The 26362-nt window shown below is 40.0% G+C and carries 24 protein-coding genes; 13 read left to right on the forward strand and 11 right to left on the reverse strand.

The genetic code is table 11. The features are described from left to right. Nucleotides 1-20: 20 nt before the first annotated feature. Nucleotides 21-482 carry an Lrp/AsnC family transcriptional regulator gene (locus M1F14_RS20190; protein WP_042846899.1) on the reverse strand — a complete coding sequence of 154 codons (462 nt, stop codon included), beginning with the start codon at nt 480-482 and terminating at the stop codon, nt 21-23. 278 nt (nt 483-760) lie between these two features. On the opposite strand from M1F14_RS20190, the gene queC reads away from it, so the two are divergent. Next, the gene (gene queC, locus M1F14_RS20195) at nt 761-1462 is read left to right on the forward strand and encodes a 7-cyano-7-deazaguanine synthase QueC (RefSeq protein ID WP_042846900.1); all 702 of its coding nucleotides are present in this window, start codon (nt 761-763) and stop codon (nt 1460-1462) included. Nucleotides 1463-1503: 41 nt separating this feature from the next. On the opposite strand, the gene M1F14_RS20200 is transcribed toward queC, so the two are convergent. The 9 genes from M1F14_RS20200 to bolA form a co-directional block, all read right to left on the reverse strand. Further along, nucleotides 1504-1932: a thioesterase family protein gene (locus M1F14_RS20200; RefSeq protein ID WP_071547715.1), complete on the reverse strand. Its 429-nt coding sequence runs from the start codon at nt 1930-1932 to the stop codon at nt 1504-1506. Nucleotides 1933-2127: 195 nt separating this feature from the next. After that, nucleotides 2128-2499, reverse strand: coding sequence for a helix-hairpin-helix domain-containing protein (locus M1F14_RS20205; protein WP_042846902.1), 372 nt, complete (start codon nt 2497-2499; stop codon nt 2128-2130). A gap of 144 nt (nt 2500-2643) precedes the next feature. Beyond that, nucleotides 2644-4515 (reverse strand): peptidylprolyl isomerase, encoded by a 1872-nt coding sequence (gene ppiD / locus M1F14_RS20210; RefSeq protein WP_042846904.1) that lies wholly within the window; start codon nt 4513-4515, stop codon nt 2644-2646. A gap of 175 nt (nt 4516-4690) precedes the next feature. Continuing rightward, on the reverse strand, nt 4691-4966 hold the full coding sequence (gene hupB / locus M1F14_RS20215; RefSeq protein WP_004914513.1) for a nucleoid-associated protein HU-beta: 276 nt from the start codon (nt 4964-4966) through the stop codon (nt 4691-4693). Nucleotides 4967-5192: 226 nt separating this feature from the next. After that, complete coding sequence (lon, locus tag M1F14_RS20220) at nt 5193-7631, reverse strand: endopeptidase La (RefSeq protein WP_042846905.1); 2439 nt, start codon at nt 7629-7631, stop codon at nt 5193-5195. A gap of 205 nt (nt 7632-7836) precedes the next feature. Then, the gene (gene clpX, locus M1F14_RS20225) at nt 7837-9114 is read right to left on the reverse strand and encodes an ATP-dependent protease ATP-binding subunit ClpX (protein ID WP_042846906.1); all 1278 of its coding nucleotides are present in this window, start codon (nt 9112-9114) and stop codon (nt 7837-7839) included. A gap of 116 nt (nt 9115-9230) precedes the next feature. After that, a complete protein-coding gene (gene clpP / locus M1F14_RS20230) occupies nt 9231-9851 on the reverse strand; it encodes an ATP-dependent Clp endopeptidase proteolytic subunit ClpP (protein ID WP_042846907.1) in 621 nt (206 codons plus the stop codon). 695 nt (nt 9852-10546) lie between these two features. Continuing rightward, a complete protein-coding gene (tig, locus tag M1F14_RS20235) occupies nt 10547-11851 on the reverse strand; it encodes a trigger factor (protein ID WP_042846908.1) in 1305 nt (434 codons plus the stop codon). A gap of 350 nt (nt 11852-12201) precedes the next feature. Next, nucleotides 12202-12540 carry a transcriptional regulator BolA gene (gene bolA, locus M1F14_RS20240; protein ID WP_071547712.1) on the reverse strand — a complete coding sequence of 113 codons (339 nt, stop codon included), beginning with the start codon at nt 12538-12540 and terminating at the stop codon, nt 12202-12204. A gap of 265 nt (nt 12541-12805) precedes the next feature. Here bolA and M1F14_RS20245 point away from each other — a divergent pair, with 265 nt between their 5' ends. The 9 genes from M1F14_RS20245 (at nt 12806) to M1F14_RS20285 (ending at nt 23603) form a co-directional block, all read left to right on the forward strand. After that, nucleotides 12806-13387: a YajG family lipoprotein gene (locus M1F14_RS20245; RefSeq protein WP_042846912.1), complete on the forward strand. Its 582-nt coding sequence runs from the start codon at nt 12806-12808 to the stop codon at nt 13385-13387. A gap of 145 nt (nt 13388-13532) precedes the next feature. Further along, complete coding sequence (gene ampG, locus M1F14_RS20250) at nt 13533-15035, forward strand: muropeptide MFS transporter AmpG (protein ID WP_042846915.1); 1503 nt, start codon at nt 13533-13535, stop codon at nt 15033-15035. A gap of 273 nt (nt 15036-15308) precedes the next feature. Further along, nucleotides 15309-16079, forward strand: coding sequence for an outer membrane protein OmpK (locus tag M1F14_RS20255; protein WP_042846916.1), 771 nt, complete (start codon nt 15309-15311; stop codon nt 16077-16079). 428 nt (nt 16080-16507) lie between these two features. Next, nucleotides 16508-17479, forward strand: coding sequence for a cytochrome o ubiquinol oxidase subunit II (gene cyoA / locus M1F14_RS20260; protein ID WP_042846918.1), 972 nt, complete (start codon nt 16508-16510; stop codon nt 17477-17479). A 4-nt stretch (nt 17480-17483) separates the two neighbouring features. Next, on the forward strand, nt 17484-19475 hold the full coding sequence (gene cyoB / locus M1F14_RS20265; protein ID WP_042846919.1) for a cytochrome o ubiquinol oxidase subunit I: 1992 nt from the start codon (nt 17484-17486) through the stop codon (nt 19473-19475). Then, nucleotides 19465-20079: a cytochrome o ubiquinol oxidase subunit III gene (locus M1F14_RS20270; protein WP_042846920.1), complete on the forward strand. Its 615-nt coding sequence runs from the start codon at nt 19465-19467 to the stop codon at nt 20077-20079. Before cyoB ends, M1F14_RS20270 begins: the two co-directional genes overlap by 11 nt. Next, complete coding sequence (locus M1F14_RS20275; RefSeq protein WP_042846921.1) at nt 20080-20412, forward strand: cytochrome o ubiquinol oxidase subunit IV; 333 nt, start codon at nt 20080-20082, stop codon at nt 20410-20412. Nucleotides 20413-20424: 12 nt separating this feature from the next. Next, nucleotides 20425-21312, forward strand: a complete 888-nt coding sequence (cyoE, locus tag M1F14_RS20280) for a heme o synthase (RefSeq protein ID WP_042846922.1) — start codon at nt 20425-20427, stop codon at nt 21310-21312. Between the two features lie 926 nt (nt 21313-22238). Then, on the forward strand, nt 22239-23603 hold the full coding sequence (locus M1F14_RS20285) for an MFS transporter (RefSeq protein ID WP_042846923.1): 1365 nt from the start codon (nt 22239-22241) through the stop codon (nt 23601-23603). A 61-nt stretch (nt 23604-23664) separates the two neighbouring features. Here the strand turns inward: M1F14_RS20285 and M1F14_RS20290 are convergent, their stop codons facing one another. Next, entirely contained in the window at nt 23665-24156 is a 492-nt protein-coding gene (locus M1F14_RS20290) for a YajQ family cyclic di-GMP-binding protein (RefSeq protein ID WP_042846924.1), read from the reverse strand. 189 nt (nt 24157-24345) lie between these two features. Here M1F14_RS20290 and panE point away from each other — a divergent pair, with 189 nt between their 5' ends. The 3 genes from panE to M1F14_RS20305 all read left to right on the forward strand — a co-directional run bounded on the left by panE (nt 24346) and on the right by M1F14_RS20305 (nt 26225). Continuing rightward, complete coding sequence (gene panE / locus M1F14_RS20295; protein WP_042846925.1) at nt 24346-25257, forward strand: 2-dehydropantoate 2-reductase; 912 nt, start codon at nt 24346-24348, stop codon at nt 25255-25257. Beyond that, nucleotides 25220-25813, forward strand: coding sequence for a protein deglycase YajL (gene yajL / locus M1F14_RS20300; protein ID WP_181469087.1), 594 nt, complete (start codon nt 25220-25222; stop codon nt 25811-25813). Before panE ends, yajL begins: the two co-directional genes overlap by 38 nt. Before the next feature lie 334 nt (nt 25814-26147). Further along, the gene (locus M1F14_RS20305; RefSeq protein ID WP_405127789.1) at nt 26148-26225 is read left to right on the forward strand and encodes a hypothetical protein; all 78 of its coding nucleotides are present in this window, start codon (nt 26148-26150) and stop codon (nt 26223-26225) included. Nucleotides 26226-26362: the final 137 nt, after the last annotated feature.

Consider the following 26362-nt stretch of genomic DNA (forward strand, 5'->3'; position numbering starts at 1 on the left):
CGTTTACCAACAAAATTGCGCTAATCGGGGATTGGCAGCACCGTAGTATATTTAATTTTTTCCATCGCAAAGCTGGACGTTACATCAATTAAGCCATGTACCCCATTAACCAGTTTTTTGTAAAACAAATCGTAGGATTTCATATCGTGAACTTCTACCTGCATAAGATAGTCATATTCACCAGCCATGCGATAAAACATTAGCACTTCAGGAAGTTGGCTCACGAAAGACACAAACTGTTCATACCATTCACTATTATGGTGCTGTGTTTTAATTGTTACGATGACAGTTAAACCTAACCCAAGTTTCTCACCATCTAATAACGTTACTCTACCCCGAATATAGCCATCATCTTCGAGTCGTTTTAGTCTTTTCCAGCATGGTGTAGAGGTTAAATTGACAGCTTCTGCCAGGGTGTTTAAAGATAGACTACTGTCATTTTGTAATAAAAAAAGCAGTTTTTTGTCTATTTTATCTAACATAATTGCCCTCATGGCTTAGGTGGAAATGCTCTTTTATCTTTCTATTATTTGAATTACCAATATTAAGCAAAATCTCATCATTTAAAAACAATAAAAATGTTACCAATTGACATTATTATAGAAGAATTTTACCCAGATAACCAAATAAGAGTACAAATAGCACGCTAATTAATGGAAATTTATAAAAATAGAACTGTTAATTAAATTACAGTGTCGCTAACATGAAAGCAGAGAATTAATACTCGTTTTAAACAAAGTGATATCACCAAGGAGTCCCTATGAAACGTGCAGTGGTGGTCTTTAGCGGAGGGCAAGACTCAACAACCTGCCTCATTCAGGCCTTACAAAACTATGACGAAGTGCATTGTGTTACCTTTGATTACGGGCAGCGTCATCGCTTTGAAATCGAAGTTGCACAAAAGTTAAGTGTATCACTTGGTGCCAATGCTCATAAGGTTTTAGATGTGACCTTACTCAATGAGTTAGCGATCAGTAGTTTAACTCGGGATAATATCCCTGTGCCTGATTTTACAGAAAGCGAATCGAGCAGTCTGCCAAGTACTTTTGTACCCGGTCGTAATATTTTATTTCTCACATTAGCGGCAATATATGCTTACCAAGTACAAGCTGAGGCCGTCATTACTGGTGTTTGTGAAACTGACTTTTCCGGTTACCCTGATTGCCGAGATGAGTTTGTCAAAGCCCTTAACCACGCGGTTGACCTTGGGCTCGCTAAAAATATACGTTTTGAAACCCCATTAATGTGGCTGAATAAAGCCCAAACATGGGCTCTTGCCGACAGTTATGGCCACCTTGAGACCATTAGGAAGCAAACACTCACTTGCTATAATGGGATTCAAGGTGACGGATGTGGTGAATGTGCTGCATGCCACCTACGAAGCAAAGGCTTACATGAATATTTAGATGACAAAGAAGCTGTCATGCTCTCTCTAAAACAGCAGCAACAAAAAACAAACTAAACCGAACAGAGATACGCCTGCCTAACCACTTTTTAGGTAGGCTAGTTCTGAATGAAATCATCAGTCCCTGATTTGAACAATGCTAGTTTTTCACGTAACTCATCATCTATAACAATGGCTTTATTAGTTATATTATCGATAAAAACAAACGTAACATAGGCGTCAGATACCACTTCTGATCCCCCCGCGTTATTACGGATAATTTGCTGATAGCACACCGCACTCTTAGAGCCTATTTTATCCATACGCGTTACAACAGTAAGCTCATCACCTAACAGTACTCCTTGGATATAATTTACGTTAATATTCACCGCAGCCATAGTTAGATTATTTTTTATCGCCCAATTAATGAAATTACGCTTATTCATCCATTCCCAACGGTCTGCTTCGTAAAATTCCAAATAACGTGCATTATTAACATGTTGGAAAACATCAATATGGTAACCATGGATCTTGACATGTGTTGTCATTCTAACTACTCCGACCAGTTTAATTTTAGATAACATAAAAATAACAAATGTACGGAAAATATGCTGAATGAATACCAGAAATAAGATCTAGCTCCCAAATTATTTACAATAAATTAATATTACAGCTCAATTACCCACCATTAAAATGGTATCCCCATACAGTTGAATGAACCACAATGTATGGGGAATATTCAACTACAGTACAATTTTATCTTTATTTTTCTCTAAAAATGCAGGCCCTATCCCCTGAACTTCTAGAATATTTTCAATTGAATTAAAAGCCCCATACTTTTGCCTATATTCAACAATTGCTTTCGCTTTTTGCTTGCCGATGCCACTAAGCTTTTGTGCTAGCTCATCTACACTTGCTGAATTAATATTGACTTTGTCTGATTGCTCTGAAGATATGAGTTGTGAGTTTTCATTTGACGCTTTTTTTTGCACAAGTGCTGTTGTGGTTTTTTCCGCTTCAATCTTTTTCGCTAAAGAAAAAGAAGTAAAAGCCCCTAATAGAGAAAGAAGAAGTACGGTATTAGCCCCATGTTTCATCACTGTATTCCATAACATAATGATTCTCCTGTGTGTGTTGAGGAGTAACAATGCCAAAGAAAAACAATGAAAGCTTTCAGAGGGTTATTTAAATGCGAAAGGCCACCCAAAGGTGACCTTTCATTTATAATGTTGCAAATTAAATTGCGAAGCTTCTCGCAATTATTCCATATTCAACACTTCAATTTTTGCATTTTCACGTAAGTTAAGCATCAGAGCTTCGTTAACCGCAGAGCTCATCGCCCCTTGGTATTCACGTGACAGCTGTTTTAACTCATCTTCCGTTGGTTGGCCTAAAGTGACTTTATCTAACTGAATAATCACATAATTATCAGATTCATCACGTGCAATGGCATAGTTTGGTTTACCTTCAGCCGGTTCAGCCATTTCCATTGATGCATTGATAATCGCAGTCTGTGGCATCAAACGTGAAACTGTTTGAACATCCGTAAATTTAATGCCTGCTGCATTCAGAGCTTCTTCGCCTTTACCTGCTTTCAGCTCAGCCAGTAGTTTCTCACTCGTTGCTTTAAGTTCTGCTTCTGCTTTTTGACGTTTAACTAAAGCTTCTATTTCAGGCTTAACAGTGTCAAAAGGTTCAATGTTTTCAGGCTTATACTCTGTAACACGTACAACAAATGCACGGTCACCTTCTACGTTAATAACGTCTGAGTTAATACCTTTAGAACCATTTTTATCAACTAAGCGATCACTAAATACCTCGTTAATCACTTTCGGGAAGTTAAGTGCCGCCGGAGGATTATTGCGGTCAAACCAATCCGTTGTGATTGATTTCAAACCTGAAACAGATTCAACTGAAACTAATGATTCCATATCATTTGTTGCTGCTTCACTAACCTTTTGTTGTAAGTCATAGAACTGTTTGATGTTTTTATCTTGCAGTAAACTGTTTTTGATACTTTCTTTAACTTGTTCAAAAGGCTTAGTTAATTCTGGCTTAATATCATCTAAGCGGAAAATAATATAGTTATTTTGTGACTTGATTGGGGCAGAAAGTTGGCCTTTCTCAGTTAATTTTGCATCAGCAATCTCACTTGGTGTTGATGATGCTTCCATCCAACCAATAAGACCTTTTTGTTTAGCGCTGAATATATCCGTCGACTTTTCAGCTACAATGGCAGCAAAATCAGCCCCTGCTTTTAGTTCATTTAGGATATCATTTGCTTCTTTTTCTGAAGCTACTTGGATCATACTATATTGTTTTTGCTCAGCCTGAGTATAGTTTTTCAGGTTTTGCTCATAATATGCTTTCACATCTTCATCAGATACTGTTGCTGCTGGCATAGATGCCGCATCCATTTCAACATAGCTTACTTTCACTTTTTCAGGTGAAATAAAGCTATCTTGGTTAGCATCGTAATAAGCTTTTAATTCATCGTCTGAAACGGTTTGTTTACCTTGAACATCAGCTAAAGGTAACGTTGCCGTACGAATTTCACGTTCTTGCATATACAGTTGTGCATATGCTTTAACCTCAGATGGCAAAGCAAAATCTGTACCGGTAAAGGTTTTACCTAACTGTGCGCGTGTAAGGTCTTGGCGAATTTGTGCTGCAAAGCTATCTGCATTGATATTGTAACGCTGTAAAATCTCACGGTACTTTTCGCTATCAAATCGACCATCTGTTTGGAAAATTTGCATTGAGAATATAGATTGCTCAATTTGCTGATCGCTTGCTGACAGGTTTAGTTCATTAGCATATTGATTAATCAATTCATTGTTAATCAAGTTATCAAGTGCTTGGCGGCGCAGCAAATTCATGCTTTCTTCGTTACTAGCCACTTCTGAGAATTTATCTCCCAGATATTCTTGCAATGACTGACGTTCCTGCTGAAAGGCCTGCTGCAACTGTTCCCTGCTAATTGGCTGACCGTTAACTTCGGCTGCATTATTTGCACTATTGCCTCCGATGCCGCCCATCATAACGCCACCTAACACAAATGAAAGGATTATCAGCGCTAGTATTATTTTGAGCAAAGGACTATTTGCCTTTGTGCGTAAATTTTCCATCATAAAAAGGCTTAACTCCGCTTTGTTGAATTCAATTTCCTGATAATACGCTAATCTTAACTCAGAAAGAAAAAAAAGCGCACCATTTACATGGTGCGCTTATATATTAGCTGATTAAAGACATTCCGTCAGTTTGAGTTTTCGCAAAAATGCAAGAAAGACAAACTTAAATACCTAATTAGCTATTAACAGCGTCTTTAAGACCCTTGCCTGGACGGAAAGCTGGAACTTTCGCCGCAGCGATTTTAATTTCTTTACCCGTTTGAGGGTTACGGCCTGTACGTGCTGCACGCTCACGAACAGAAAAAGTACCAAAGCCAACTAGAGCAACATCGTCCCCTTTACTAAGAGAGCCCGTTACAGTAGCGACGAACGCGTCAACAACACGACCTGCTGCAGCTTTAGAAATATTCGCATCAGAAGCGATTTGATCAATCAGTTGAGCTTTATTCACTCTTATCATCCCCATATTAGTTGGACTATAAATCTCTTAATTAACTCTAACGGTTATTAGTATAGTTAATTAATGATGCAGTCGTTATATCAATCCTGATTACCAATGGCAAGAGAACAGATTACATACAAACAATTATCAGAATCATCGCTAAAGTAGCTATGAAAAAAAAGGCTGACAAGCCCTAAATTAGCTATCAGCCTTAATTTTATACAAACTTCTTGATTCAGCTCACTCTTTTAGCTTTATTTTTTACAACTTCAGCCCCAAATGGAGGGTTAACTAAAGCCAAAGAAAGCACTTCTTCAATAGTTTTTACTGGATGAATTTCCAGATCAGCGATCACATTTTGAGGAATTTCTTCTAAATCACGTTCGTTTTCTTTAGGGATTAATACGGTTTTAATCCCTCCACGGTGTGCCGCCAATAGTTTCTCTTTTAAGCCACCGATTGGGAAAACTAACCCTCTTAATGTAATTTCCCCTGTCATAGCCACGTCTGCTCTAACAGGATTACCCGTTAAGCAAGATACCAATGCCGTTGACATGGCAATCCCCGCACTTGGACCATCTTTCGGTGTCGCGCCTTCAGGAACATGGACATGAATATCGCGTTTTTCATAAAAATCGCTATTAATACCCAATTTTTCTGCACGAGCTCTAACTACGGTTAATGCCGTTTGGATAGATTCTTGCATCACTTCACCTAAAGAACCGGTATAAGTTAACTTACCTTTACCTGGAACACAGGCGGTCTCAATGGTAAGTAAGTCACCACCAACCTCAGTCCAAGCAAGACCAGTAACTTGCCCTACACGGTTTTCAGTATCCGCTTGGCCATAATCAAAGCGACGAACGCCCAGATAGTCTTTCAGGTTGTCTGCATTAATTTCAATATGCTTAAGCTTTTTATCCATTAATAAAGCTTTAACTGCCTTACGGCACAGTTTTGAAATTTCACGCTCTAAACCACGTACACCAGCTTCGCGAGTATAGTAACGAATGATGCTCATTAGGGCGCTATCATCAATAGTAAGCTCACCCTTTTTCAAAGCATTACGTTCTATTTGCTTAGACAATAGATGTTTTTTCGCTATGTTCAGTTTTTCATCTTCTGTATAACCAGAAAGACGAATAACTTCCATACGGTCTAATAATGGCGCCGGAATATTCATCGAGTTAGACGTCGCAACAAACATAACATCGGACAGATCATAATCGACTTCTAAATAGTGATCATTAAATGCAATATTTTGTTCTGGATCAAGGACCTCTAACAATGCAGAAGCAGGGTCGCCACGCATGTCAGATGACATCTTGTCAATTTCATCCAATAGGAATAGCGGGTTTTTCACCCCAACTTTAGCCATTTTTTGGATAAGTTTGCCCGGCATAGAACCAATATAAGTACGGCGGTGACCACGAATTTCTGCTTCATCACGTACCCCACCTAAAGCCATGCGAGTGTACTGACGGCCTGTTGCCTTCGCAATGGATTGGCCCAATGACGTTTTACCAACGCCCGGAGGCCCAACTAAGCAAAGAATTGGCCCTTTAATTTTGCTAACACGGCTCTGTACTGCCAGATATTCTAAAATCCGATCTTTCACGCGCTCTAAGCCGTAGTGATCGGTATCTAGCACTTCTTGCGCTTTAACTAAATCTTTTTTAACTTTACTACGCTTATTCCATGGTACTTGTACCATCCAATCAATATAGCTACGAACAACTGTAGCTTCTGCAGACATCGGAGACATCATTTTCAGCTTCTGCAACTCAGCTTCGGCTTTTTCTTGTGCCTCTTTTGGCATTTTCGCTTCTTCAATCTTACGTTTTAGCGATTCATACTCGTCTGGCGCATCGTCCATTTCACCAAGCTCTTTCTGAATAGCTTTCATTTGCTCATTCAGATAGTACTCACGCTGGCTTTTTTCCATCTGTTTTTTAACGCGATTGCGGATACGTTTTTCTACTTGCAGCAATTCAGTTTCTGATTCCATCATTGCCATCAAGAATTCAACGCGTTCAGCAATATTTGCCATTTCCAAAACACGCTGCTTATCAGCTAATTTCAATGGCATGTGAGACGCAATGGTATCCGCTAGTTTATCTAGCTGATCTTGCTCTATCGCATGCAATGCCGTTAGTACTTCAGGTGGTATTTTCTTATTTAGTTTTATGTAGCTTTCAAACTGACTAACAATAGTACGATATAAAACTTCGTTTTCTTTTTCATCAAGTACACTTGATGACTGAGAGCCCGCGGTTGTTTCGTCATAAACTACGTTTTCAGCTTGTGTATCTTGTTCTGGGGCTAAATATTCCGCTTGTGCTAAGAAATATTCGCCATTATCAGTCAAGCTCGTAATACGTGCGCGTTTTAGCCCTTCAACGAGGACTTTAACGGTGCCATCAGGTAGTTTCAGCATCTGAATAACGGATGCAACAGTACCTACAGCAAATAAATCATTCACCCCTGGCTCATCAGTCGAGGCTTCTTTTTGCGCAACCAGCATCACTTGCTTGTCATGATCCATCGCTGCTTCCAGACTGTGAATGGATTTTTCACGTCCAACAAACAGTGGGATCACCATATGTGGGTATACCACTACATCACGCAGAGGCAATACTGGTATTTCAATGCGTTCGGAACGCTCAGGATTCATAAAGCTCTCTCTTCGTTTAGCTCACGCTAGTTTAAGGGTTTCTGTTTCTTATTCTAAAATTACTTTCTAAAACAAGGAAACCACACCTCAGAATATAAACTATATGGGGACAAGATTTTAGCATTCAATAGCTAGTTGAACATAAAAAACAAAATGAGGGAAACCCCTCATTTTGTTTGATTAATTATTGAACGTTTATTAAGGATTAGTTATCGCCAGAAGCTTGAGCCTCAGGTTTACTGTAAATCAACAAAGGTTCAGACTGTTCGTTAATTACATTTTCATCGACAACAACTTTCTCAACATCACTCATTGAAGGAAGGTCATACATAGTATTCAGCAATGCCGCTTCAACAATAGAACGTAAACCACGTGCACCCGTTTTACGTGCCATTGCTTTTTTCGCAATTGCCTTTAATGCTTCTTCACGAAACTCGAGTTCAGTCCCTTCAAGGCTAAATAACGCTTGGTATTGCTTGGTTAAGGCATTTTTTGGTTCTTGCAGAATCTGAATTAATGCTTCTTCGCTTAGTTCTGTCAGCGTTGCAACAACTGGCAGACGGCCAATAAATTCAGGAATTAAGCCAAACTTAATTAAGTCTTCTGGCTCTGCTTGAGTCAGCAATTCACCTTCCGTTGCTTTCTCTGATTCACCTTTAACTTCCGCAGCAAAGCCAATACCAGAACGCGTGTTTAAACGTTGCCCAATGACTTTGTCTAAACCGGCAAATGCACCACCACAGATAAACAGGATTTTTGATGTATCAACTTGCAAAAACTCTTGTTGAGGGTGCTTACGACCACCTTGTGGTGGTACCGCCGCAACCGTCCCTTCAATAAGTTTCAGTAACGCTTGCTGCACACCTTCACCGGAAACATCACGAGTAATTGATGGGTTATCTGATTTACGTGAAATTTTATCAATTTCATCTATATATACAATTCCACGCTGTGCTTTTTCAACATCATAGTCACATTTTTGCAAAAGCTTTTGAATGATGTTTTCAACGTCTTCACCAACATAACCAGCTTCAGTTAATGTTGTTGCATCAGCCATTGTAAACGGTACATCCAAGTAACGAGCTAATGTCTCAGCTAAGAGAGTTTTACCGCTACCTGTTGGCCCTATAAGCAAAATGTTACTTTTACCTAGTTCAACACCATCACTGGTTTTATCGCCATTACGTAGGCGCTTGTAGTGATTATATACCGCAACAGCTAAGACTTTTTTTGCCTTTTCTTGGCCAATAACATAGTCATCAAGATGTTGCCTAATTTCATGTGGAGTCGGCAATTCACTACGCTCGCGATGCGGTGCAAGTTCCTTGATCTCTTCACGGATGATGTCGAGACATAAATCTACACATTCATCACAAATATAGACTGACGGACCGGCAATCAGCTTACGAACTTCATGCTGACTTTTTCCGCAGAAAGAACAGTAAAGCAGTTTGCCTGTCCCCTCTTTGCGTTTCTCTGTCATCAGTTGACCTCACTTTTATCTATACCACTTTGTTTTTCTTAATTAAAGCTAAAAACAAAGCCGCAATTTCTTAAAATAGTTTATGGTATAAACTAATTATACCAAAAGTTGACCCATTAACGGCTACTATAAATTTGGTCGACTAAACCATATTCTTTTGCTTCATTAGCCGATAAGAAACGGTCACGCTCCGTGTCACGGTTAATTTCTTCAATAGATTTCCCAGTATGTTGAGCCATTAGCTCATTCATACGTGCTTTCACTTTGAGGATTTCTTGAGCATGAATTTCAATATCTGTCGCTTGGCCTTGGTAGCCACCCAATGGTTGGTGGATCATGACTCGTGAGTTAGGTAAACAAAAACGTTTACCTTTCGTACCTGCTGTCAATAAGAAAGCCCCCATGGAACATGCTTGCCCCATACAAATAGTACTCACATCAGGCTTGATAAATTGCATTGTGTCATAAATTGACATTCCTGCTGTAATCACACCACCAGGTGAATTAATATACAGATGAATATCTTTTTCAGGGTTTTCTGCTTCAAGAAATAACATTTGAGCGACGATTAAGTTCGCCATATGGTCTTCCACTTGACCTGTCAGGAAGATAATCCGTTCTTTTAATAGACGTGAGTAAATATCATATGAGCGCTCACCACGGGAGGTTTGCTCTACGACCATTGGCACAAGTGCCATTTGGGATGCTAATTGTTCCTGACTGCCAAAATGTGACATCGAAATCTCCTATTAAAAACGTTCTGGTGCTTGCGCCTAATTTGCTTTCTGTCCGCTATATAGAGCAGAGATCGTGCCACAAACAACTGTCTTTAAAACATCTGCCTTAAAAAAAGACCGTGCCTGCAACCTGTTGCGATCTTCTTATTTTTAGTTTAGCTAAAATTTAACCGCGTCACAGATAAAAATTAAGAAGAAAATGCAGCTAAATATGCTGCAGTAAACAAGACGCTGTTGAAAATAGTTTAACACAAGTTAATTAGGTTACACGGATTATCCCATTAGAAAACCTTACCTGATTTTCAAAATTTGCGAAATAACCCGTTAGGCTGATATCAGCACTTTCTTCAATGTTAAGCTATTTAAAATAATTCAAATCTCAATTAAAGCTTTTCGCAAATCAAAAACTATACTCTAAATCATTCACGTGGTAGCTAGACCACAAGCCAATCAGCCTCTTAGAGTGCACATTTGTATGTAACTAGTATGTATAAACATAATCAACCACATTACAGCTTGAAGTATAGTGAGCACATTCATGCTACTTGAAGTATAGATAATATAATTAGGGTTTAAATGTGATTTTCAAGGCTAACCTAGCTAAATTCACAAAAGTGTTAATTTAACGGCTTTAATTGACAAAAAACCCGCAGTAACACACTACGGGTTTTTTATTTTCTACAGCAAGAAAAAAATTAACCAGCTTGAACTTGGTTCATCAGCTCAGTAAAGTTAGTTTCTTTTTCTGTCACTTTAGCAACCGCCAGTACAGTTTCAACGGCTTGTTCTTCTAAAGCTAAGTTACGAACGCTGTTCATTAACTCTTCGTTTTTGCTATAGTATTCGATAACTTCAGCTGGATCTTCGTATGCAGATGCCATCTCTTCGATTAGCGCTTTAACGCGATCTTCGTCAGCTTTCAGCTCATTTTTGTTGATCACTTCGCCTAACAGCAGGCCGATAACAACGCGACGTTTAGCTTGTTCTTCGAACAGTTCACGTGGTAATTCCATCGCTTGTTTTTCATCACCACCAAAACGCTGTGCAGCTTGGCGACGCAGAACATCGATTTCACCATCAACAACCGCTGCTGGAACTTCGATGTCATTAGCTTTGATCAGACCTTCTAATACTTGAGCCTTCACACGGTTACGAACTGCATTTTTCAGTTCACGTTCCATGTTTTTACGCACTTCTGCACGCAGACCATCTAAAGAACCATCAGCGATACCGAAACGCTTAATGAATTCTTCAGTGAATTCAGGTAATTCGCGCTGTTCTACTTTCTTCAGAACGATAGCAAATTTTGCTGCTTTACCTTTCAGGTTTTCAGCGTGGTAATCTTCAGGGAAGTTAACTTCAATCTCAAACTCTTCGCCAGCTTTGTGGCCAACAACGCCTTCTTCAAAGCCTGGGATCATGCGACCTTCACCCATAACTAATGCGAAGTCTTCTGCTTTACCACCTTCAAACTCTTCACCATCGATAGAACCAGTGAAGTTGATAGTGATACGAGAATCAGCTTCTGCTGCTGCTTCAACTTCTTTCCACTCCGCTTGTTGCTTACGCAGAGTTTCTAACATGCTTTCCAGATCTTCATCTTTTACAGATACAGCCGGTTTTTCAACTTCAATCGTTTCTAAACCTGTTAATTCGATTTCTGGGTAAACTTCGAATTCAACTGAATAGACAAAATCTTTACCGTCTTCGAGTTGCTCTGGTTTGTAACTAGGCGCACCCGCTGGGTTGATTTTTTGCTCAATAATAGCGTTAATGAAGTTGCGTTGCATAACATCGCCCAGAACGTCTTGCATAACTGACGCACCGTAACGTTGTTTAACAATGTTCATTGGTACTTTCCCTTTACGGAAACCATCAATACGCACTTTTTTAGCAACGCTGACTAGCTCGCTATTTACTGCTTTTTCAATATCAGTGGCAGGAACGGTGATTGTTACACGACGCCCAAGGCCTTGAGTCGTTTCAACAGAAACTTGCATCTTCTTACCTCAAAATAAATCTTAGTGATCGGTCTACTCCAGAGTTATGCCATTAAATCATATTGGCTGTCTCCCTTCCAGAACCGGGGGCGTTACTTTCATAACGGTCATCCCTGATATCAGAAGCGTCCCGAAACCTTACTGAAAATTAGACGCAGCATTATACCGATGCATGCGCCCTGAGTCGAGAAAAGCTGAGAAAAGAAGCGATTTTTCCTCTTTATTTGTGACTTTTCTGACTAAATTTTTTATTTCCCTTCAAAATTTGAAGAAAAAATACTCATCAAACCCATCATAGGAATGATAAATTATCAAAAGAATAGTTTCAGTCTATTAACTGAAACTAAAAATTACCGGTTTACTCCACCAACACCACGACAGGCTGGCGATTTTAATGCCGTATTGGCAAGCTCATCCCATTCTTTTTGTGTATAAGTGTGCAAAGCAAGAGCATGGATGCCCCCCGCTAATTCATCGGCTAAAATAGCATAAATTTCACGATGACGAGCAAGCATTCGTTTATTCTCAAATTTATCGCTGACTAAAACTACCTTAAAATGGCTTTCTGAACCCGGTAATACATTGTGTTGATGACTTTCGTTGATCACATCTAAATGTGAAGGTTCAAAAGCAGTTTGTAATTTTTGGCTCACTCGATCTTGCATACTTTGCGATGCATTAGCGACCATAAAATACTCCTTAAATTGTGATTCTCTCTAGTATTGGTAAGTTCAGTAAACTATATTGCACATCTTAATTAATGTTGTCTTCTTATTATAGAAATACCCGATTATGATTTGGCAATGTTATGATAGCGATACGTTAGTGCGAATTTTTTTAAAAAATGTTGTCTAACCGTTCAGGGAAAATAAACCACAACATTCTATATTGTATAACGGCTACCCGCACCATAACGAAACATTTTCAATTAGGAAAGATGAACTGGGAAAAATTATGTTAAAAAAACTGTGTTTTCCACTTGTTGCGTTGTTCCTGCTCGCTGGATGTGCAACTAGCAGCAACACGCTATCACTTGAACCGAAAATTGCTTTACCTGCTAAAAACCCGACATTAAATGCAACATCGATTAGTGTCAGTAGTGTTGATAACCGCACTAATAAGTCCTTAGCAGAAGTGAATCGTAATGGTAGCTTAGTCGTGCTTAACCCATCGCGTGACCCGCGTTACCTCATGCAAGAAGCAGTAGAAAAACAAATGGCAGCGCGCGGCTTCATGGTGACATCGCCTGCAAATGTGAATTTAGTGGTTCAATTGAATAAATTAGAGACTAAAGTTGCTGAAGGCAGTTTACGCCACAATATTACCGTCAACTCTAGCGTTAGTATTATAGCTACAGCACCGAATGGTTCGACCAAAACGCGTTCATTCACACGCAACTTTAATACGCAAGAATTGTTGGCTGCGAGTAATGCCAAAATAGAAACTGCTATCAATAGTGCATTAGCTGATTTAATTGCAGATATGGCTACAGACCAAGAAATCACCGATTTTATCAGACAGAATTCACGCTATTAATCGGGCAATCTACACTATAACGTATTAAGCTATCCAAGTTTTAATCACCATGACTTGGGTAGCCTAGCGCGGCGACTAGCTCCGCAGTGCAATGTCTCCCCAGTCAATGTATTGCAGCAATATAACATTAGGCCTAGAGGGGATTATGCCTCGTTTTACACTACCCAATAATATTACTTTAATTCTTTTAGGCTTTGTCTCAGGGCTGCCTTTAGCACTTACTGCGGGTACTTTACAGGCTTGGTTAACTGTTGAAAATGTTGATATCAGAACCATTGGTTTCTTTTCATTAGTCGGTCAAGCTTATGTATTGAAGTTTCTGTGGTCCCCTATGATGGATCGCTATACCCCGCCATTCCTCGGCCGACGCCGTGGGTGGTTATTAACAACTCAGATTTTGTTAATTATCAGTATTGCCGCGATGGGTTTCATGAACCCTTCTGAACACTTATGGTATCTTGCTGCGTTAGCTGTCACTGTTGCATTTTGCTCTGCCTCCCAAGATATTGTTTTTGACGCATATAAAACCGATTTACTCAGTGCAGAAGAACGTGGAATTGGCGCTGCGACCTCTGTGATGGGCTATCGGATCAGCATGCTCGTTTCTGGTGGGCTTGCACTTTGGTTAGCCGATAAGTTTTTAACCTGGAAACAACTCTACCTACTGATGGCAGGGTTAATGGTCATTGGTGTTATCGCAACACTGCTAGCCAAAGAACCTGAAGAAGATACTGCTCCTCCCACATCCCTAAAAAAAGCCATCTACGAACCCTTAGCTGAATTCTTTAGCCGCAACAATGCTTGGCTGATTTTATTACTGTTAGTGTTTTATAAACTCGGCGATGCCTTTGTAATGGCGTTGAATACTAACTTTTTATTGAATGCATTAGGCTTTAGCTTAAGTGAGGTTGGCACTGTCAATAAAACGGTTGGGATGGCAGCAACCATTATTGGGGCGCTTTTAGGTGGGTACCTAATGAAAAACATGAGCTTATTTAAGGCTCTGTTTCTTTTTGGGTTACTGCAAGGCGGGTCAAATATAGGGTATTGGTTTTTAGCAATCACACCTCCACACATTCTCACCATGGGTTCAATTATTTTTCTTGAAAATATTTTCTCTGGTATGGGAACAGCTGCATTTGTTGCCCTGTTAATGACATTGTGTAATAAATCATTGTCAGCAACGCAATTTGCACTGCTTTCAGCGCTTTCTGCTGTAGGGCGTGTATATATTGGGCCAATTGCTAGTATTTTTGTCAGTAATTATGGCTGGCCGCTTTTCTACCTAATTTCAATTGGTGTGGCTGTTCCTGGGGTTTTACTATTATTAGCTTGCCGAACCTCTTTGGTTTACACACAGACTACAGGCTTATTTCAGCGCCGTGAGTTATATGCCAAAGGTTATCGCTTTGCCGTATATGCTCTAATTACTGCGGTCAGTTTTCTATCTATTTGGCTGCTTTCGCTACTTGTGTTCTCATTTAGTGGCATGAAACTGTATTTATTTACAACACAAATTGAGTTTTGGTTGGCTCTCCCTAGTTATCAAAATCTAATATTTAATACAGGTATTAGTATTGGCGCTATCAGTTTAATTATAGGTGGTAGCTTAGATTTTCTAGCTGTCCGTAAAACGTCTCAATCCTAGTCCTTCATTAAATCCCCCCTCATCCATTAAATCAATTCCCTAAATAGAACTTATTAGTTTAGGGAATCTGATCTGTTGATTAAATTAGACCCAAATAGCAAATTTAACTAAATCCAACTCAATATCGTGATTACGATCACCATAACACTGAAATATATTTCTTAATTGCAATTTTAAAGACTAATATATCACAAGTTAAAGGCTGACTGTCTAATGCGTTAACAGATAGCGTACAACCCAACCTTATTAATCATTAAACGAAAATAATCTATTATGAAAAAAATCATTTGCATAGCAACCTTAGCATCTATAGCCGGAACGGCATATTCTGACGATTTTATTGGCTATCAAAATGGCTTTGCTGATATCAATGTAAACTATTTAGATTGGTCACATCGTACTGAAACAAAAACAGAAACGACTACGCGTAAAAAAGACTTTGCTTATATTGAATTAGAGGGAGGAGCTAATTTTAATTGGGGTGAATTATATGGTTTTTTTGATCTAGAAAACCCGTTCCACTCTCAGCACACCGATTCCGGACGTAATCGCCGCTATACCATTAAAACAACTGGTCGTTACTATTTAGGTGATACGGGTTTTAATTTGTATGGTCATGTTTATGGAACTTGGTCATTGCCGGGAGCTAAATATGGTGGCAACTTCCATGACGTCAATACGCTATATGGTATCGGTTATAACACCGCATTTGGTGACTTGTGGTTTAAACCGTTTATCGCATTGAATTATACAGACCAAACATTCTATTCCGGAAATAATGGCTATGTCGCAGGTTGGGTTGCCGGTTATAATTTCAACGTGTTAGAAGAAAACTTTATGATCACCAACTGGCACGAAATGGAATTTGCAAGAAATAAACGCTATAACGGTGGCAAACGCGATGGCATAAATGGGGCGGTCGCTTTTTGGTGGAATGCAACCAAGCACTTATCTGCGGGTGTGCAATATCGCTATGCTGACAATAAGTTAGGGGATACTTTTTACCAAGATGCAATCATTTATACATTAAAGTATACATTCTAACGCGCTCCAGAAAATTGCATTAGCATTTAATTATTTTTCTTTTTTTATCAGTAAAGTAATAATTTTTCTTTACTGTTTTGCTGATAAAACCATAAAAATGGTTTTATCAGCAATAAAAACCGTAACTTCCCTTAGCATTTTACTTATCATTCATATCAGTTCGCTTGATTTTATGCTTCTTTTGTATATATTTTTCTTTGAATAATTACTAAGATAATTTAGTATTAGCGGGCTTTTATCAATATATACTTATAATACGTATCAATTTTAACTTTTTCTTTATAAGTTCTTTACATGTGATCATATTAACATAAAGAGCTAACAATTCCGTTTCTTTGCCTTACAATCATTTACACTCGCATAACCTTACCGTAAAATGCCCGCACTGATGAAACGACAATTAGAATCTTTGTCATTTGGGGTCGTGGATGAGACTTATGAACTACAAAAAAAGTATCGGAGCAATCTCACTCGTTGTAGCTGCCTTATTATTAGGTGGGTGCGATATGGTGTTGATGGATCCAAAAGGCGCCGTTGGCGTTAAACAAAAAGAGCTAATTCTTATTGCAATTGGCTTAATGCTTCTTGTTGTTATTCCTGTTATTTTCATGACGATCATCTTCGCTATGAAATATCGTGAATCCAACAAGTCAGCTACGTACCGTCCAAACTGGGCTCACTCAAATAAAATAGAGTTAGTCTGCTGGACTGTTCCTATCATCATTATCATTATTCTAGGTACTATTACTTGGAAAACAACACATGAGCTGGACCCATATCAGCCATTAGTTAGTGATCAGGAACCTGTCACAATCGAAGTTATTTCGGCTGACTGGAAATGGATATTTATTTATCCAGAGCAAGGTATTGCTACAGTTAACGAAATTGCATTCCCTACGGGTGTGCCAGTCAACTTCAAAATCACGTCAGATTCGGTGATGAACTCTTTCTTCATTCCATCATTAGGTGGCCAAATCTACGCGATGGCGGGTATGCAAACTAAGCTTCACTTAATCGCTAATGAACCAGGTACTTATAAAGGCTTCTCTGCAAGCTATAGTGGCCATGGCTTCTCTGATATGAAGTTTAATGCTATTGCAACTCCTGACCGCCAAGGTTTTGATGAGTGGGTACAAAAGGTAAAAGCTTCTCCTAAAACAATGGATACCATGCAGGCGTTCGACGAAGTCGCTAAGCCAAGCATGAACGTTCCTGTTACCTACTTCTCAAGCGTGAAACCTAAACTTTATGAAGATATCGTTCTGAAGTTTGGTCATGAGCACCATAAAGGTCACGCTCCTGTAGAAAATGAAGGTCATTCAATGACTGATCATAAAGAAACTACAGGCAATTCAATGCAAATGAGCCACAGTGCTCATGCAGCAGGCGCTGAGGAATAAGGGCATGTTCGGAAAATTAACACTAGATGCAGTTCCGCTCCATGAGCCAATTATCGTTGTCACACTGATTGGTATTGTCCTTGGTGGACTCGCACTGGTCGGTGCGATTACATACTTTGGTAAGTGGAAATGGTTGTGGAAAGAATGGTTGACTTCTGTTGACCATAAAAAAATTGGTGTCATGTACATCATTGTCGCTATGGTCATGTTGTTCCGTGGCTTTGCGGATGCGATTATGATGCGGGGTCAGCAAGTACTTGCTTCTGCTGGCCAAGAGGGCTTCTTAAACCCTCATCACTATGACCAAATCTTTACCGCACACGGCGTTATCATGATTTTCTTCATGGCAACTCCATTTGTTGTCGGTCTGATGAACCTCGTTGTACCTCTGCAAATTGGTGCACGCGACGTTGCCTTCCCATTCCTTAACTCATTGAGCTTCTGGTTCTTTGTAGTCGGTGTTGTTCTTATCAACATCTCTTTAGGGGTAGGTGAATTCGCACAAACAGGTTGGTTAGCTTATCCGCCACTATCTGGCTTGGAGTACAATCCGGGGGTCGGGGTCGATTATTGGCTCTGGAGTCTCCAGATATCCGGTATTGGTACACTATTAACAGGGGTTAACTTCATCGCAACTATTATCCGTATGCGTACGCCGGGTATGTCGATGATGAAAATGCCTGTATTCAGCTGGGCTGCGTTATGTACTAACGTATTGATTGTTGCTGCATTCCCTATCTTAACTGTGACGCTGACTCTTCTGACGTTAGACCGTTATTTAGGTACCCATTTCTTCACCAACGATATGGGCGGCAACATGATGATGTACATCAACCTGATTTGGGCATGGGGTCACCCTGAGGTGTATATCCTTGTTCTGCCTGTGTTCGGTGTATTCTCTGAAGTTGCAGCAACTTTCTCGAAAAAACGTTTATTCGGTTATACCTCATTAGTTTGGGCAACAATCGTTATCACCGTTATGTCCTTTATCGTTTGGTTGCACCACTTCTTTACGATGGGTTCAGGCGCGAACGTTAACGCCTTCTTCGGTATCGCCACGATGATTATCGCAATCCCAACAGGGGTTAAGATCTTCAACTGGCTGTTTACTATGTACCAAGGCCGTATCGAATATAAATCTCCAATGCTGTGGACTATCGGTTTCATCATCACCTTCTCTGTAGGTGGTATGACCGGCGTTCTGTTAGCCGTACCTGGTGCAAACTTCGTTCTGCACAACAGCTTATTCCTGATTGCCCACTTCCATAACGTTATCATTGGTGGTGTAGTATTCGGGTGCTTCGCAGGTATGACTTACTGGTTCCCGAAAGCTTACGGCTTCACGCTGAATGAGAAATGGGGTGTTCGTGCCTTCTGGTTCTGGATCATCGGTTTCTTCTTAGCCTTTATGCCGTTATACATTCTGGGCTTTATGGGTATGACCCGTCGCTTAAGCCAGAATATTGACCCGACTTATCATACAATGTTAGTCGTTGCCGCAGGCGGTGCTGCTTTAATCGCACTCGGTATTGCATGTCAAGTTATCCAAATCATTGTGAGTATCCGTGACCGCCATGAAAACCGTGATCTAACTGGTGACCCATGGGGTGGACGTACTCTTGAGTGGGCAACCTCTTCTCCACCACCATTCTATAACTTCGCGATTGAGCCACATGTTCAAACTCGTGATGCTTGGTGGGATCTAAAAGAAAAAGGTCTTGCTCATAAGAAACCAACTTCATATGAAGAAATTCATATGCCGAAAAATACAGGCGCAGGCGTTATTATCGCCGCATTTAGCTTGATTTTAGGTTTCGCAATGATTTGGCACATCTGGTGGATGGCAATCATTGGTTTCGGTGGAATGATCGTAACTTGGATTGCAAAAAGCTTCGACGAAGATGTTGATTACTACGTACCTGTGGCTGAAATCGAAGAAATCGAGAATAAGCACTTTGAAGAATTACGTAAGGCAGGTGTGAACGATGTCAACTAATACAATGACTAACCAAAATATCGCCCATGCTGAGCATGGGCACCACGATGCAGGTGGAACAAAAGTATTCGGTTTCTGGCTCTATATCATGAGCGACTTGATTCTGTTTGCTTGTTTGTTTGCTACCTATGTTGTTTTGGCCGATGGAACTGCTGGCGGTCCAGCTGGTAAAGATATCTTCAGTCTGAAGTTCGTATTAGGCGAAACTTTCTTACTCTTAGTAAGTAGTATCACTTACGGCTTCGCAATGATTGCGATGCATAAAGGTAAGATTGCTGCCGTTAACTTATGGCTGTTTGCAACGTTTTTGTTAGGCCTTGGCTTCGTTATCATGGAAGTTTATGAATTCCATGAGCTGATTGCTGAAGGTTTTGGTCCTGACCGTAGCGGTTTCTTATCTGGCTTCTTTGCACTAGTTGCAACGCATGGTTTACACGTAACTGCGGGTCTCATTTGGATTATTATCATGATGATCCAAGTTACTCGTCGTGGACTGACTGATGTAAACAAAACACGTTTGAATTGTCTAAGCCTGTTCTGGCACTTCTTAGACGTGGTTTGGATTTGTGTATTTACCGTTGTTTATCTTCTGGGGGCTATTTAAATGAGTCATGCAAAAGATGCTCACACTGGAGCAAGCCACGGTAGCGTTAAAACATACCTGATTGGCTTTATTCTATCAGTTATCCTGACCGTCATTCCGTTCTGGATGGTGATGGAAGGCACGGCGTCAACATCAACAATCCTCTGGACTGTTGTTGGCATGGCAGTTGTGCAAATACTGGTTCACTTAGTATGTTTCTTACATATGAATACCTCATCAGATGAGCGTTGGAACCTGGTTGCATTTCTGTTCACCATGCTAATTGTCGGCATTGTTGTTGTCGGCTCGCTGTGGATTATGTACAACCTGAACATCAATATGATGCTCGACTAAAGAGTTGCCGATATGTTTAAGCAATACCTGCAAGTGACCAAACCAGGAATTATATTCGGAAACTTGATTTCTGTGATCGGCGGTTTTTTATTAGCCTCTAAAGGCTCGATAGATTACCCGCTGTTCGTTGCGACTTTGCTGGGTGTATCACTGGTCGTGGCTTCTGGTTGTGTTTTTAACAACTACATCGACCGTGATATCGACCGTATCATGGAAAGAACAAAGAATCGCCCGTTAGTTAAAGGGCTGATTGACCCGAAAGTTAGCCTGATTTACGCAACTGTATTAGGTATTGCGGGTATGCTGCTACTACTTGTAGCAGCCAATGCTTTGGCAATGCTACTTGCAGTTATCGGTTTCATTGTTTATGTAGGCGTTTATAGCCTCTATATGAAACGTAAATCAGTTTATGGCACGTTGATTGGTAGTCTATCTGGTGCAGCACCACCAGTTATCGGCTACTGCGCTGTCACAAATGAATTTGATACAGGTGCATTGATCCTGCTATTAATTTTCAGCTTGTGGCAGATGCCTCACTCTTATGCCATTGCTATTTTCCGCTTCAAGGATTATAAAGCCGCAAACATTCCTGTGTTACCGGTTATCAAGGGGATATCTGTCGCTAAGACACATATTTTCCTATATATCCTAGCATTCATGGTCGCAACACTAATGTTAGCTATCAGTGGATATGCGGGCTATAAGTATTTAATCGTAGGTGCAGCAGTTAGCCTGTGGTGGCTCGGTATGGCTATTTCCGGTTTTAAAACCGAAAATGACGACCGTGTTTGGGCTAGAAAATTATTCATCTTCTCAATCGTAGCTATAACCTCATTGAGCGTGATGATGTCTGTTGATCCTATTGTTTCAAGCGATACTGTTATAGCTCTCGTCAGATAACTTTTCTAGTTACTGATGATAACTATGCCTAAACGGCGGGGTTTCCCCCGCCGTTTTCATTTACCATTCCTTGCGTTAATGACCCATTTTTACTTATTCTGCCTACCCTTATGACGCAATTTTATGGTTAAATAGCCCCTTGCTATTATAAGCTAGATATAAAACGCACTATTAAAAGCCATAATCCATTGATTTTATACATTAAAAAAATCAGTTCTACTTATAAAGATTCAAAATAGATTGAATTATAGAAAAGCGACAAACGAAGATATCCTTGAGAACGTACATCAATATGTGACCTAGGTAGCTAAGAGATGCCAGCACCGCTACAACTCGAAATATGAAGAATATTATTGCAAGGCGGCAAACGAGGATATCTTAGGGAGCATACATCAGTATGTGACCTAAGGAGCCGAGAAAAGCCAACACCGCTACAGCTAACATACTGATAGTTTGGTTTAAATTATTTTGCTACAACATCACTTTTTTATTCAAAATAGTTCGTGTTGTAGCAAGGCGGCAAACGAGGATATCTTAGGGAGCATACATCAGTATGTGACCTAAGGAGCCGAGAGAAGCCAACACCGCTACAGCTAACATACTGATAGTTTGGTTTAAATTATTTTGCTACAACATCACTTTTTTATTCAAAATAGTTCGTGTTGTAGCAAGGCGGCAAACGAGGATATCTTAGGGAGCATACATCAGTATGTGACCTAAGGAGCCGAGAGAAGCCAACACCGCTACAGCTAACATACTGATAGTTTGGTTTAAATTATTTTGCTACAACATCACTTTTTTATTCAAAATAGTTCGTGTTGTAGCAAGGCGGCAAACGAGGATATCTTAGGGAGCATACATCAGTATGTGACCTAAGGAGCCGAGAGAAGCCAACACCGCTACAGCACGAAATATGAAGAATAAAAATGAATGATAATAAAATGACATCCACAGAGCTTAGATCCACTTGGGGGTTAGGTTCTGTTTTTTCCTTGCGCATGCTTGGAATGTTTATGGTTTTACCCATTTTGACCAGCTATGGGATGCATTTACAGGGCGCTAGCGAATTTTTAGTTGGTGTTGCTATCGGTATTTACGGCCTTAGCCAAGCCATTTTCCAAGTTCCTTTTGGCTTAATGTCAGACAAAATAGGCCGTAAGCCACTCATTATTATTGGGTTAGTGATCTTTATTCTCGGTAGCATTATTGCTGCATTAAGTGATTCTATTTGGGGAATTATCATCGGTCGGGCCCTTCAGGGAGCTGGGGCGATTTCTGCGGCTGTAATGGCATTACTTTCTGACTTAACCCGCGAACAAAATCGAACCAAGGCTATGGCATTTCTAGGCATTAGCTTTGGCTTAACATTTGCCATCGCATTAGTTTTGGGCCCTATTATTACCCATATGATTGGGTTAAATGGCCTATTCTGGGGGATCGCACTTCTCGCTGTCGGCGCTATCGCACTCACTATTTTTGTTGTTCCAGACACCAATACCCATGTTTTAAACCGTGAGTCAGCCTTTGTTCAAGGTAACTTAAAAACCGTTCTTGCTCAGCCACAATTACTGAAATTGAATATAGGTATTTTATGTTTACATACCTTGTTAATGTCGAGTTTTGTTGCCTTGCCACTCATTATGACAAAAGCTGGTTTTTTAGCCCCCGATCATTGGAAAGCCTACCTAGTTACCATGCTAATTGCCTTTGTAACAGTACTGCCTTTCATTATTTATGCTGAAAAATACCGCAAGATGAAGCAAGTCTTTCTATTTTGCATCGTACTGCTCGCTGCTGCTGAAGTGACATTATGGCTTTCAGGTAATCACTTATGGGTTATTTTCTTAGGTATTCAACTGTTTTTTATTGCCTTTAATATTATGGAAGCCATTTTACCATCACTGATTAGTAAGGAAGCTCCCGCTGGTTACAAAGGAACCGCAATGGGTGTTTACTCCACTAGCCAATTTTTAGGTGTCGCTATCGGTGGTATTGTCGGTGGGTGGTTATACAATTTTGAAGGGGCAAGCACTGTCTTTATTGGTGGCTTAATTTTAACGGTTATCTGGTTTGTTATTAGCTTAACAATGCAACAACCGCCTTATGTCAGCAGTATTCGCATCGAATTACCAAAACACATTGAAGATAGTCGCGCTCTTGAGCAAAAATTACAGGCACAAAATGGAGTCATGGAAGCGCTCGTTGTAGATGAAGAGTTAAGTGCTTACGTTAAAGTTGATAGAAAGATTATTAACAGGGAACAACTCGAAGCGATTATCAACTCACAATAAGCAATAAATAGTTAGCCCATAATAAATGGGCTAACTATTTAACATGTAAGTTTCACAATGATTAATCGCGAAAATTATTAAACTGGAAAGGTTGGCCTAAATTACCACCACGCACGAGCGCCATAACCGATTGTAAGTCATCGCGAGCTTTACCTGTCACACGAACTTGGTCGCCTTGAATTTGCGCTTGTACTTTTAGCTTGCTGTCTTTGATCAATTTTATTATCTTCTTAGCAATAGCAGCATCTATCCCTTGTTTGAATGTCACTTCAACACTATAGGTTTTCCCGCTATGTACAATATCATCTGGTACATTTAATACCGCACCATCAATACCGCGTTTTGCCATTTTTTCTCTTAAAATATCGACTAACTGAAGTACTTGGAAATCAGACTCACTGGTGATTTTCACTGACTCATTTTTGTCATTTAGTTCAAAGCTGGCTTCAACATTTTTGAAATCCCAACGGCTTGTTAGCTCACGCTGTGCATTTTCCACTGCGTTGCGCACTTCATTCATTTCAACTTCAGATACAATATCAAACGATGGCATAACTAAAACCTCGACTAATTATTTTTTAGGTTGCCCGCATAATACCGTCTTTGCTCCCCCTACTTCAAGTTATCAAGGACCACTAGATTTCGTTTACTACAACTCAACGTATTAACAGTATATACTAAGAAAAAATCACTTCCGCCTTACCTTATAAGACGTTAGAGATCCGATATGAAAGGGGAAACAATGAAAATAACCCTAATTGGTTGTGGTGCAATAGGTAAATTGTGGCTTTCCTCACTAACCTTGCAAGGGCACGAAACACAAGGTTGGTTACGTGTTGCTCAGTCTGATTTATTTGTCGATGTTAATGACCCCAGTGGGCGTACTTTCCGAGAACTTATTCCTTGCAATAATATTAACCATCTGCAAACAAGTGAGCTTGTTATCGTGTGTTTAAAAGCATGGCAAGTTTCCGATGCCCTACTCCCCTTACTTGGTAATATCCCTGAGAATACGCCAATTTTATTGCTCCACAATGGAATGGGGACAATCGAAGAACTCGCCCCTATACGCCACCCAATTTTAGCGGGTGTCACAACACACGCTGCTTGGCAAAAAAATAACCAAGTATTTCATGTCGCTCATGGTATTACGCATATCGGTGCAATTAATTCACAAGCACAAGCTTACTACCCAATTGCAGATATTTTACATGAAGCTTTACCAGACGTCGCTTGGCATAACCATATTCAAACAACCTGTTGGCGCAAACTTATCGCAAACTGCGTGATTAACCCGCTTACGGTTGAATATGACTGTAAAAATGGGCAGCTAATTGATTACCCGAAACAAATTTCACAAATCATAGATGAAATCTGCGCTGTTATGGAAGCAGAAGGGCTACATACCGATAAATCAGAGCTAACCGAGTATATATACAGCATTATTTATAATACTTCGGCTAACTATTCTTCTATGCTGCAAGATGTGCGCAATAACCGCCGTACCGAAATTGATTACATTACGGGTTTTTTAATCAAACAAGCGCGAGCTCATGGGCTTAGTACTCCTGAAAATGACCGCCTTTATCATTTAGTCAAAAATAGAGAACAACAATATGACGATTTCCGTTCTAATTTGCATCGCTCATGGTAGTGAAGAAATAGAAACCGTGACTAGCGCAGATTTATTAGTCAGAGCCGGTATTAATGTTACTTTAGCCAGTGTAACTGAGGATAGCTCCTTACAGGTTACTGCTTCTAGAGGAATGAAAATTGTCGCAGACACACCATTAATTAAAGTCGCAGATGAACCTTTTGACGCAATCGTACTTCCAGGAGGGCTTGCTGGCGCTGAGACTTTCCGTGATAGCCCTCTGGTTGTCGAAAAGGTTCGCCGCATGCATCTTGATGGCAAAATTGTCGCAGCTATTTGTGCAGCGCCAGCCATTGTATTGGAGTACCATCAACTATTCCCACTTGGCAATATGACGGGTTATCCTGCCATGAAAGATAAAATTTCAGCCAATAAATGGGTTGACCGCCGAGTTTATTTTGATGAGCGAGTTAATTTGCTAACGAGCCAAGGTCCCGCAACATCTTTTGATTTCGCCTTAAAATTAATCGAACTCTTAGTTGGTCGTGAAATTGCAGGGAATGTTGCCAACCAGCTAGTTTTGCCGAATGGGATCAACGATTATTTAGAAGATTAAATGGAAATTTATAACATCGCATAATAGGTTATCAGCTAACATTAACCCACTGAATAATAATGATTATCAAATAAAATCATCAGTAAAAAGACTTCGTTTATAGCCCTTTTTTGCTATTATCATAGTGGGTGCTTGGATCATTTTGGTTCAAGCATTTGCTAAAGCCAAAAAGACGAAAGCCCCGAATTTAGATGTTAATCTTAATCCGAGGCAGTTTCCAAATCACACAATTTGATTCTGTCTCCTTTTAGAAAAGGAGTCAAGAGGAATGGCCAAAATTGCCCTTCTGGGGCTAGTTACCGTGTGTCTTACGGTGTTGTGTTTTTCATTGTTAATGCAAGAAAGGCTATGCTCTTTCAGTATCAGCAGCGGAAGCACGCTGGTTCAAGCGACGTTATCTTGCGATAACTAGTCTTGTGGGGGAATTTCCCCCACATTTCTCTCTAATTGTGCGTTGGTGATACAAGCACCCTGTTTTGAATCTACACTCTTTGCCATTCTTACTTCAGTTCAATCAATAATCATAATAATACCAATGATATCAAAATC

This window comes from Providencia sp. PROV003 (assembly GCF_045040775.1).
Lineage (GTDB): Bacteria > Pseudomonadota > Gammaproteobacteria > Enterobacterales > Enterobacteriaceae > Providencia > Providencia huashanensis.

Excerpts from the sequence above, each read along its gene's own strand:
- M1F14_RS20190 (WP_042846899.1), bottom strand. The coding sequence starts at position 482 with ATGTTAGATAAAATAGACAAAAAACTGCTTTTTTTATTACAAAATGAC.
- queC (WP_042846900.1), top strand. The coding sequence starts at position 761 with ATGAAACGTGCAGTGGTGGTCTTTAGCGGAGGGCAAGACTCAACAACC.
- M1F14_RS20200 (WP_071547715.1), bottom strand. The coding sequence starts at position 1,932 with ATGACAACACATGTCAAGATCCATGGTTACCATATTGATGTTTTCCAA.
- M1F14_RS20205 (WP_042846902.1), bottom strand. The coding sequence starts at position 2,499 with ATGTTATGGAATACAGTGATGAAACATGGGGCTAATACCGTACTTCTT.
- ppiD (WP_042846904.1), bottom strand. The coding sequence starts at position 4,515 with ATGATGGAAAATTTACGCACAAAGGCAAATAGTCCTTTGCTCAAAATA.
- lon (WP_042846905.1), bottom strand. The coding sequence starts at position 7,631 with ATGAATCCTGAGCGTTCCGAACGCATTGAAATACCAGTATTGCCTCTG.
- clpX (WP_042846906.1), bottom strand. The coding sequence starts at position 9,114 with ATGACAGAGAAACGCAAAGAGGGGACAGGCAAACTGCTTTACTGTTCT.
- clpP (WP_042846907.1), bottom strand. The coding sequence starts at position 9,851 with ATGTCACATTTTGGCAGTCAGGAACAATTAGCATCCCAAATGGCACTT.
- tig (WP_042846908.1), bottom strand. The coding sequence starts at position 11,851 with ATGCAAGTTTCTGTTGAAACGACTCAAGGCCTTGGGCGTCGTGTAACA.
- bolA (WP_071547712.1), bottom strand. The coding sequence starts at position 12,540 with ATGGTCGCTAATGCATCGCAAAGTATGCAAGATCGAGTGAGCCAAAAA.
- M1F14_RS20245 (WP_042846912.1), top strand. The coding sequence starts at position 12,806 with ATGTTAAAAAAACTGTGTTTTCCACTTGTTGCGTTGTTCCTGCTCGCT.
- ampG (WP_042846915.1), top strand. The coding sequence starts at position 13,533 with ATGCCTCGTTTTACACTACCCAATAATATTACTTTAATTCTTTTAGGC.
- M1F14_RS20255 (WP_042846916.1), top strand. The coding sequence starts at position 15,309 with ATGAAAAAAATCATTTGCATAGCAACCTTAGCATCTATAGCCGGAACG.
- cyoA (WP_042846918.1), top strand. The coding sequence starts at position 16,508 with ATGAGACTTATGAACTACAAAAAAAGTATCGGAGCAATCTCACTCGTT.
- cyoB (WP_042846919.1), top strand. The coding sequence starts at position 17,484 with ATGTTCGGAAAATTAACACTAGATGCAGTTCCGCTCCATGAGCCAATT.
- M1F14_RS20270 (WP_042846920.1), top strand. The coding sequence starts at position 19,465 with ATGTCAACTAATACAATGACTAACCAAAATATCGCCCATGCTGAGCAT.
- M1F14_RS20275 (WP_042846921.1), top strand. The coding sequence starts at position 20,080 with ATGAGTCATGCAAAAGATGCTCACACTGGAGCAAGCCACGGTAGCGTT.
- cyoE (WP_042846922.1), top strand. The coding sequence starts at position 20,425 with ATGTTTAAGCAATACCTGCAAGTGACCAAACCAGGAATTATATTCGGA.
- M1F14_RS20285 (WP_042846923.1), top strand. The coding sequence starts at position 22,239 with ATGAATGATAATAAAATGACATCCACAGAGCTTAGATCCACTTGGGGG.
- M1F14_RS20290 (WP_042846924.1), bottom strand. The coding sequence starts at position 24,156 with ATGCCATCGTTTGATATTGTATCTGAAGTTGAAATGAATGAAGTGCGC.
- panE (WP_042846925.1), top strand. The coding sequence starts at position 24,346 with ATGAAAATAACCCTAATTGGTTGTGGTGCAATAGGTAAATTGTGGCTT.
- yajL (WP_181469087.1), top strand. The coding sequence starts at position 25,220 with ATGACGATTTCCGTTCTAATTTGCATCGCTCATGGTAGTGAAGAAATA.
- M1F14_RS20305 (WP_405127789.1), top strand. The coding sequence starts at position 26,148 with ATGCAAGAAAGGCTATGCTCTTTCAGTATCAGCAGCGGAAGCACGCTG.